This is a genomic window from Variovorax jilinensis (assembly GCF_030316885.1).
GTDB lineage: Bacteria > Pseudomonadota > Gammaproteobacteria > Burkholderiales > Burkholderiaceae_C > Variovorax > Variovorax jilinensis.
The window spans coordinates 1-7,394 of sequence record NZ_JASZYQ010000015.1 but is presented as its reverse complement, the minus strand read 5'-3'; the positions used below and the strand labels follow the sequence as shown (position 1 = coordinate 7,394).

General features: G+C 64.9%; 8 protein-coding genes. 6 read left to right on the top strand and 2 right to left on the bottom strand.

The genetic code is table 11. The features are described 5' to 3' along the window. Window positions 1-411: 411 nt before the first annotated feature. The gene (locus QTH87_RS26070) at window positions 412-1,041 is read right to left on the bottom strand and encodes a response regulator transcription factor (protein WP_286613329.1); all 630 of its coding nucleotides are present in this window, start codon (window positions 1,039-1,041) and stop codon (window positions 412-414) included. Between the two features lie 181 nt (window positions 1,042-1,222). Between QTH87_RS26070 and QTH87_RS26065 the strand changes: the two genes are divergently transcribed. Continuing rightward, complete coding sequence (locus QTH87_RS26065) at window positions 1,223-3,211, top strand: PAS domain-containing hybrid sensor histidine kinase/response regulator (protein WP_286613327.1); 1,989 nt, start codon at window positions 1,223-1,225, stop codon at window positions 3,209-3,211. Here the strand turns inward: QTH87_RS26065 and QTH87_RS26060 are convergent. Beyond that, on the bottom strand, window positions 3,170-3,616 hold the full coding sequence (locus QTH87_RS26060; RefSeq protein WP_286613325.1) for a DNA-binding transcriptional response regulator: 447 nt from the start codon (window positions 3,614-3,616) through the stop codon (window positions 3,170-3,172). The two genes, QTH87_RS26065 and QTH87_RS26060, sit on opposite strands and share 42 nt — an antisense overlap. Window positions 3,617-3,728: 112 nt before the next feature. On the opposite strand from QTH87_RS26060, the gene QTH87_RS26055 reads away from it, so the two are divergent. The 5 genes from QTH87_RS26055 to QTH87_RS26035 form a co-directional block, all read left to right on the top strand. Beyond that, on the top strand, window positions 3,729-4,439 hold the full coding sequence (locus tag QTH87_RS26055) for a response regulator (protein ID WP_353506169.1): 711 nt from the start codon (window positions 3,729-3,731) through the stop codon (window positions 4,437-4,439). A gap of 98 nt (window positions 4,440-4,537) precedes the next feature. Then, window positions 4,538-5,002 (top strand): hypothetical protein, encoded by a 465-nt coding sequence (locus QTH87_RS26050; RefSeq protein ID WP_286613322.1) that lies wholly within the window; start codon window positions 4,538-4,540, stop codon window positions 5,000-5,002. Window positions 5,003-5,143: 141 nt separating this feature from the next. After that, window positions 5,144-6,037, top strand: coding sequence for a helix-turn-helix domain-containing protein (locus tag QTH87_RS26045; RefSeq protein WP_286613320.1), 894 nt, complete (start codon window positions 5,144-5,146; stop codon window positions 6,035-6,037). Window positions 6,038-6,209: 172 nt separating this feature from the next. Further along, window positions 6,210-7,184 (top strand): alpha/beta fold hydrolase, encoded by a 975-nt coding sequence (locus QTH87_RS26040; RefSeq protein WP_286613319.1) that lies wholly within the window; start codon window positions 6,210-6,212, stop codon window positions 7,182-7,184. Window positions 7,185-7,251: 67 nt separating this feature from the next. After that, window positions 7,252-7,394 (top strand): alpha/beta fold hydrolase (locus QTH87_RS26035; protein ID WP_286613330.1); only part of this gene is annotated, 143 nt, incomplete at its 3' end.

The following is a 7,394-nucleotide window of genomic DNA, read 5'->3' as shown; positions in this document are numbered from 1 at the left end:
GGTGGTCAATCGCTCGCAGGCCTGGTACGCGCGCGGGTCGAGAGCGTGAGTTTGTGGCTGGAAGACTGACCGCTTTCGGTGGTGGACCGGACGTTCGTCGCACCGAACCCAGAGACTGGAGAGGGCCCTGAACGCCAATTCGCGACGTTGGGAATCAGCCATTCAAAGGACGTCGTGGCCCTGGCGCTGGGAGCGCTGGACAGCGAAGGTCAAGTTTCCAAGTGGACCGGCCGGTCGCGCACAAAAGCGCGAACGTCAGGTATCCGCGGTCTCCGACGCTCGCCGGCCAAAATCGACCGACTGCACCCAGTCTGAAGCTGCCGCCGCGATGGAGGCGGAGCTTCTCCATGGCCGTCTGACTGGGGTCGCTCTTTCGTGCGGCGCCGCCGAGGTTGACCGCGATGCTCGAGTTCAGTCGCAGACCACGCCTGTCAGGCCTCGATGCTCGGCGACCACGACAGCCTGCGTCCGGGTGCGCACCTCAAGCTTTGCAAGAATCGCCTTGACGTGGGTTTTGACCGTACCCAACTGGATGTCCAGGGAACGAGCAATGAGCTTGTTGCCAACGCCCTGTGACAGCAGTTTCAGGACGTCCTGCTCCCGCTTGGTCAGCGTTGCGTGAATCAGACTCTCGGCGAGCCGAGCCGAGACGGTATCGTCATAGCAGCGGCCACCACGGGCCAAGGAGCGGACAGCATGCACGAGCCGCTCGGCCGGGCATCCCAGAAGCAGGTATCCCGGCACACCCTGAGCCATCGCGCAGCGGATGTCCCACTCACCCGCCTTGGAAGTCACGATCAGCAGCCTTGGCAGCGATCCTCGGGTATCGGATTGAGCCGCCGACATCGCGCCGACGCACCTCAGGCCTGTGGCGTAGTCGGCAATCAGGACATCGCAGCGAAGGTCATCCGGCAAGCCATGATCCACTTCTCGGACACTCACGGACAGTCCTACCTGACCGTGCAGGGTGGCAGCAAGCCCGGCGCTGACCAGCGGAGAACTGTGGCATACGTAGACCTCGATAGGGGGAACGTTGTTCATGGCACCTTCCGGATAGATTGGCGGGCCTGTGCCCTGCGGGTGAGGAGTCTGCGACGTCGGTGTTTCAATGCAGTGCGTTTTCGACCTGGCGATGTGTCAGACGACACATAGAGGGATCGAGCTGACATCGCTGCTGGATAATTTGCTGCATCTCAATGGCCAAACAGGACATCCGGACGCCATGTCAGATCCGTCGACTCGCCTGCTTGAGGACCTCAGCCGATCGGAAGCACGATTCCACCATCTGGTGGAGGCCACTGGCGACGTGGTCTGGATCACCGAGTGCGATCCCGAGCGTGTCGTCTACTGCAGCCAGAGTTTTGAAGACATCTGGGGCTACAGCGTCGAGGCGCTGTACCGCGAGCCGGTGCTATGGATTCAGTGCATTCACGACGACGACCGCGAGCGGATCGGCCGCACCTTCCACGCATGGCTCTCGCAGCCAATGGGGCGCTGGGAAGCGGAGTTCCGTATCGTGCGCCCCGATGGCGAGGTCCGGTGGATCCACGAGCGCGGCGTCGCGATGGTGGAAGGCGACGGCAAGATGCGGGTCGTCGGGGCGTCGGCAGACATCACGCGGCTGCGCCTGACGGCAGCAGCGCTGCGCGAGTCGGAGGAGCGCTTTGCGCTGGCGGTCGAGGGATCGGCAGATGGTATCTGGGACTGGGACCTGCAGACCGGGATGATGTTCATGTCCGAGCGTGCGCAGTCCCTCTACGGGCTGCCACCGAGCGCCGACGCTCTACGGCCGCGCGCCGAATGGATGGCGCTGGTCCTTGAGCCGCAGGCGGACGTGGCTGCGCGACGAGACGCCATCGCTCGATACGTCGCTGGCGAATCAGATTCGCTCGACGCGGAGTGGCTATTCCGGCAACCCGACGGCACCGACCGGTGGCGACGAATCCGAGGGCGCTGCCTGCGCAATGCCGAAGGAAAAGCGACCCGACTGAGCGGCTCGATCAGCGACGTAGACGCGCGCAAGCGGGAGCAGGCATCACGGCAGCAATCGCAGCGACTGGAAGCGGTCGGCACATTCGCAGGTGGGATCGCGCACGATTTCAACAACATCCTGGGCGCCATCCTGGGGTTCGGCGAGATCTCGCTCCGGCGAACGCGTTCGGGAAGCCGCATGCGCCGCGATCTCGAATCCATCCTTACGGCGGGAGAACGGGGGCGCTCCTTGGTAGACCGGATCCTCGCCTTCAGCCGAAGCAGCATCAGCGAACGGACGTTGGTGCATTTCGAGCAGGTCGCGCGCGAATCGGTGGATCTGCTGAAGCCCGCCCTGCAAGGCGAGATCGATCTCGAGTGCGATTTCCGCGCTGGCACGGCTGCCATCATGGGAGACCCGACCCAGGTGCATCAGATCGTGGGCAATCTGGCGATCAATGCGATTCAGGCGATGCCGAACGGCGGCGTCCTGAGGATCGTGCTTGAATGCGCCTCTTTGTTGCAGGGGCGCTCGGTGACCACGGGCTCCATGGACGGCGGCGAATATGTCGCCCTGACCGTATCCGACACGGGGATCGGGATTGCACCTGAGAACCGGCAGCGCATCTTCGACCCGTTCTTCACCACGAAGGAGGTCAATCTGGGGACGGGACTCGGGTTGTCACTTGTGCATGGCATCGTGACGGAGTTGGGGGGCGCCATCGACGTCAGTTCCAGCGTCGGCAACGGCAGCACGTTCGTCGTCTACCTTCCGCGAATGGGCGACGTGCCCCACTCGCGCGCGATTGCGCCACAACGCCTGCCGCGTGGCACGAAGCAGCATGTGCTCGTCATTGACGACGATCCCGCGCTGAGCAGTCTGACCTCCCGGCTTTGCTCCGACCTGGGGTATCGATGGACGGCCTGCACTTCCAGCACGGAGGCCGCACGCATTTTTCGGGAAGGCCCCGACGTCTTCGACGCCGTGCTCACGGATGAACGCATGCCGGGAATGTCCGGCATCGCGCTGATGCGTTCGCTGAAGGAAGTGCGCCCGGACATTCCAGTCATCATGATGAGCGGCTATCTCGGCGACACCCTGGTGAACCGGGCCCGCGCGTCGGGCGCGTTGGCGGTGCTTGCAAAGCCGGTTGCGAAGGCCGATTTGGCGACGGCGCTGGCGTCGGTATTTGCGGGGTCAGTTGCGTCTGCCAATGGCCGCCGCGACGGCCGTCAGTAGTTCATTCCGGGTGTACGGCTTCGGAAGAACGGCCGCAGCCTGGAGGCGTGAGGCCAGCGCGGAGGATGGCTTCGAGCTGTTCCGCAGGTGGGCGGACATCACCAATATCGGCACGTCGTAGAACGCGCGCAGCGCTTCGACACGTCCGGCGGCACGTCCTGGATTCGCCACGTCCAGCATGATCAGGTCGAGTCGTCGGACCGCCTCCGATGGAGGCGTCGGAAGGACGACAAGTTCATGCCCGGCCTCGGACAGCCAACGCTCGGCCAGGTCCCGCATGAGGGGGTCGCTGTCGATGACCGCAATGCGAAAGCAACCTAGCAAGATTTGAATCCCCGTTCGCGTGCCAAGCGACATCCCCCGCAGGAAAATGAGGCGGGAGCGAACAACCATCGAAGGCTGCATGTTCCCTCACATGGACGGAAGATGCGCGCTTTTGTGTCAACTGACATTGTTGTTTCTTGTGCAAGGAGCAGGTTGAATGCTGGACAACGGTGCGTCGACACAGGCGCCGCACGTGCTTGCGGTCGACGATGACCCATCGGTGCGGGACCTGATCACGCACTACCTGGGCGACCACGACTTTCGCGTCACAGCGGTGACCACCGAGGGCGAGATGCGCTCGGTGCTCGCCCGCGATCCGGCCAACCTGGTGGTGCTCGACCTTCGTCTCGGTCGCGAAAGCGGGTTGCAGATCGCCCGGAATCTGCGCGAGCAGACCAAGGTCCCGATCATCATTCTTACCGCGTTGAAGGACGAGGCAGACCGGGTGATGGGACTCGAGCTCGGAGCCGACGACTACGTCACCAAGCCCTTCTCTCCGCGAGAGCTGCTGGCGCGCATTCGCGCACTGCTGCGCCGGTCAAGAATGCACGAGACCGTGGCGGATGCCGTGGCCGATGTGCGTGCGTACCGCTTCGAGGGATGGGAGCTCAATGTGCGTCTTCGCAAGCTGCGCTCTCCCACCGGCGAGATCACGGCGCTGCGCAATGCCGAATTTAACCTGTTGCTGGCATTTCTCGCTGCGCCGCACCGTGTCCTGTCCCGGGAGCGGCTACTCGCGCTTTCGAGGCTGCACAACGCCGAGGTCTACGACCGCTCCATCGACGTGATGGTCGGGCGACTGCGCCGCAAGATCGAGAAGGAGCCGCGCAACCCTGCCCTGATCCTTACCGAGCGGGGTGCGGGATACCTCTTCAGGCCCGCTGTCGAGACGCTTCGCGGCTGATCCCCGTATCGGCCGGAAGTGGCATTCCGAATGCCTCCTGGGAGCGAAGCGCACGTCGGCGAACGGAGCCAAAGTGGATTCCCGTTCCAGGAGTCGCCATGCCTTCCATCCAGACGTCAACGATTGCCTTGCAGCCAGGGGGGCCCGTGGTGCGCAGGCCCCGCTGCAACGATACGGCCTTCGTCGACCTGCTTGCGGCCTACCGTGACAGCGGCGGGCTCGCACGCTCATCCGATCTTCCATTCCTGCTGCGCGGCGACGCGCGGCGGCACACGCGAACCATTGCTGCGCTCGTCGATGGAGGGCAGGTCGTTCATCTCGAATGGGGAGATGCATGCTGGCTGCCCCTCTTCCAGTTCTGCCGGCCCGGGCTCAAGACACTGCCCGAGCTGCCACGTGTCATGGGTGCCCTGGCGCCAGCGCTCGATTCGTGGGGCATGGCTCTCTGGTTCTCGCGCCCCAGCGCATGGCTCGCCGGCGCGCGTCCGGCCGACCTTGCGGCGACGAACGGCGTTCGGGTGGTACAGGCGGCCATGGCCGACGGTCTTGCGTTCGCAAGCTGAGCAAGCCGCCGCCGGAAGAGGCCCTGGGCCAAAAAAAACGCTCAAGAAGCTGCCTCACGGTGCAGCTTGACCGGCTGTAAGGTTCGTGCGAACTTTGGAGGGTAATGTCGGGGATTCCCCCCACTTGTCCTCTCGGGACCCATGAACCTTCTCCGGCATGGCGACAACAAGTTTCCTCAGGCGCAACTGCTTTGCTCCTCGGGTGCGTTGGGCTGGCGGGGCATTGCCGCGGAGATGCGCTCCCACCCCGCCGGCGACCTGCCACCGTTCGTATCGAACCAGATCGAGATCACCATCGCGCCACAGACGACACCCGGCGCCTTCGTGAGCCGCAAGGGCTGGGGACAGCGGCAGCAGACGATGGTCCGGAAAGACACGATCTGGATCAGCCCGGTGGGCGTTGCCGAGGACGACATCAGGATCAGCGCGCACCTGCCGTCCATCTTTCACATCTACCTGTCCACCGACCGGCTGCTTGCCCTGTCCGACCCCGACGGCAACAGCGCCGCGTTCCTGCGCCAGGTCCGCTACCTCGCTGGCGTGCACGACGAAACGATCGTGCGGATCGGCCATGCGCTCGCCGAGGACATGCGGAACCCTTCGGCCGCCAGCCGGATGCTGATCGACTCGCTGACGACCGCGCTGGCGAACCGGCTCGCGCAGCGCTACTCCGACCTGGGAATGCCGCGCGGGTCCGCGGCGACCGCAGCGCGCGATGTGCGGCGCGTACGGCTCGCGGTGGAGTTCATGCAGGCGCACCTCGATCAACCGATCGGTCTCGACGAGATCGCCGCTGCCGTGGCGGTCAGCCCCTTCCACTTTGCCCGCCTCTTCCGTGCGTCGACGGGAATCGCGCCGTACCGCTACCTGGCCAACCTGCGCATGGAACAGGCCAAGCACCTGCTCTCCCAAGGTCGCTCATCGCTGGCGGAGATCGCCTCGTCGATGCAGTTTTCGACGCAGGCCAACTTTGCGCGTGCGTTCCGGCAGGCCACCGGCACGTCCCCGATGGCGTACCGCCGCCAGCGTTCCTGACGCAAGGCGCAGGCAATAGACACCAGGCACGGCGGCCCTGGCCCGAAGCAGCGTCGCCGTCGGGCGAATGGTCTTCTCGAGCGGTAGCGCCTGCAGCTCGTCCTTTGGAGAGAGACACCGAGACGCCGTTGTGGAGACGCGGGCGGGCGGGCGGTGCGCGATGCTGGCACCCATGACAGCAACGAATCTCCCGACGAGATCGCGACAGTTCCTGATCGTCGCAGCCCTGATCGTCGCAGTCCCATGCCTGCTGCTGTGCGTGAGGCCGGCCGGCGCAGCCCCCCTCCATCCCGCCGCCGCCACCACCTCCGCGCCGACGCTGCGCATGCAACTGGGCGAACAGGAGATCGCGTACCGCGTCATCGGTTCCGGCAACGGCGTGCCCTTGCTGCTGCTCAACCGGTTCCGCGGAACCATGGACCATTGGGACCCGAAGCTGATCGACGCCCTGGCGGCTCAACGGCCGGTGCTGATGTTCGACCAGCCGGGCTTCGGTCGCTCCTCGGGCCAGCCTTCGGACTCGCTGGGGGCCTTTGCCGCGACGGCGACGCGCGTCGCATCGCGGCTGGGCTATCGGCAAGTGGACGTGCTGGGCTTTTCGATGGGAGGCACGGTGGCCTTGCAATTGGTACTGGACCATCCGGGCTTCGTGCGACGCGCAGTCATCGCCGGTTCCGGTCCAGGCCATGTGCCGATCGATGCAGCCCGCGCCGCCCCGCCCGACGCGTCGATCTGGCAGGTGGCAACCAAGCCCGTCAACGACCACGAGGACTTCCTGTTCCTCTTCTTCGAAGCGACGCCGACCAGTCGTGCGGCCGGGCAGGCATACCTGGCCCGCCTGACTGCGCGCGGGGATGCATTCGCGAAGCAGGTCGAACCCGTGGCTTGGCAGGCTCAACTCAGAGCCGCCATGGCGGTTGGCTCGCCGGAGACCTCCCTGTTGCCGCGGCTGAATGAAGTGCGGCAGCCGGTCTTGGTGGCGAACGGCCGCCACGACGTCATGGTGCCGACTTATGCCTCCTACGCGATGGCGCAAGAGCTGCCCAATGCCCGGCTGGTCATTTATCCGGATTCGGGACACGGCTTCCTTTTCCAGTACCCCGAAGCCTTCTCGGCCGAAGTGAACCGCTTTCTCGAAGAGCGCTGAACGCATGAGGCGACGGCCAGCGCGCTCTCCGAGCACCTTCTCCGATCCACCACAAGGAAGCACCCGCATGCCTTTCATCAAGACCACAGACGACACCCAGATCTTCTACAAGGACTGGGGCAAGGGCCAGCCCATCGTTTTCTCCCACGGCTGGCCGCTCTCCGCGGACGACTGGGACAACCAGATGCTGTTCTTCCTGCATCAGGGCTT

Coding starts and splice junctions, on each gene's coding strand:
- QTH87_RS26050 (WP_286613322.1), top strand. CDS start 4,538: ATGCCTTCCATCCAGACGTCAACGATTGCCTTGCAGCCAGGGGGGCCC.
- QTH87_RS26065 (WP_286613327.1), top strand. CDS start 1,223: ATGTCAGATCCGTCGACTCGCCTGCTTGAGGACCTCAGCCGATCGGAA.
- QTH87_RS26040 (WP_286613319.1), top strand. CDS start 6,210: ATGACAGCAACGAATCTCCCGACGAGATCGCGACAGTTCCTGATCGTC.
- QTH87_RS26045 (WP_286613320.1), top strand. CDS start 5,144: ATGAACCTTCTCCGGCATGGCGACAACAAGTTTCCTCAGGCGCAACTG.
- QTH87_RS26070 (WP_286613329.1), bottom strand. CDS start 1,041: ATGAACAACGTTCCCCCTATCGAGGTCTACGTATGCCACAGTTCTCCG.
- QTH87_RS26060 (WP_286613325.1), bottom strand. CDS start 3,616: ATGCAGCCTTCGATGGTTGTTCGCTCCCGCCTCATTTTCCTGCGGGGG.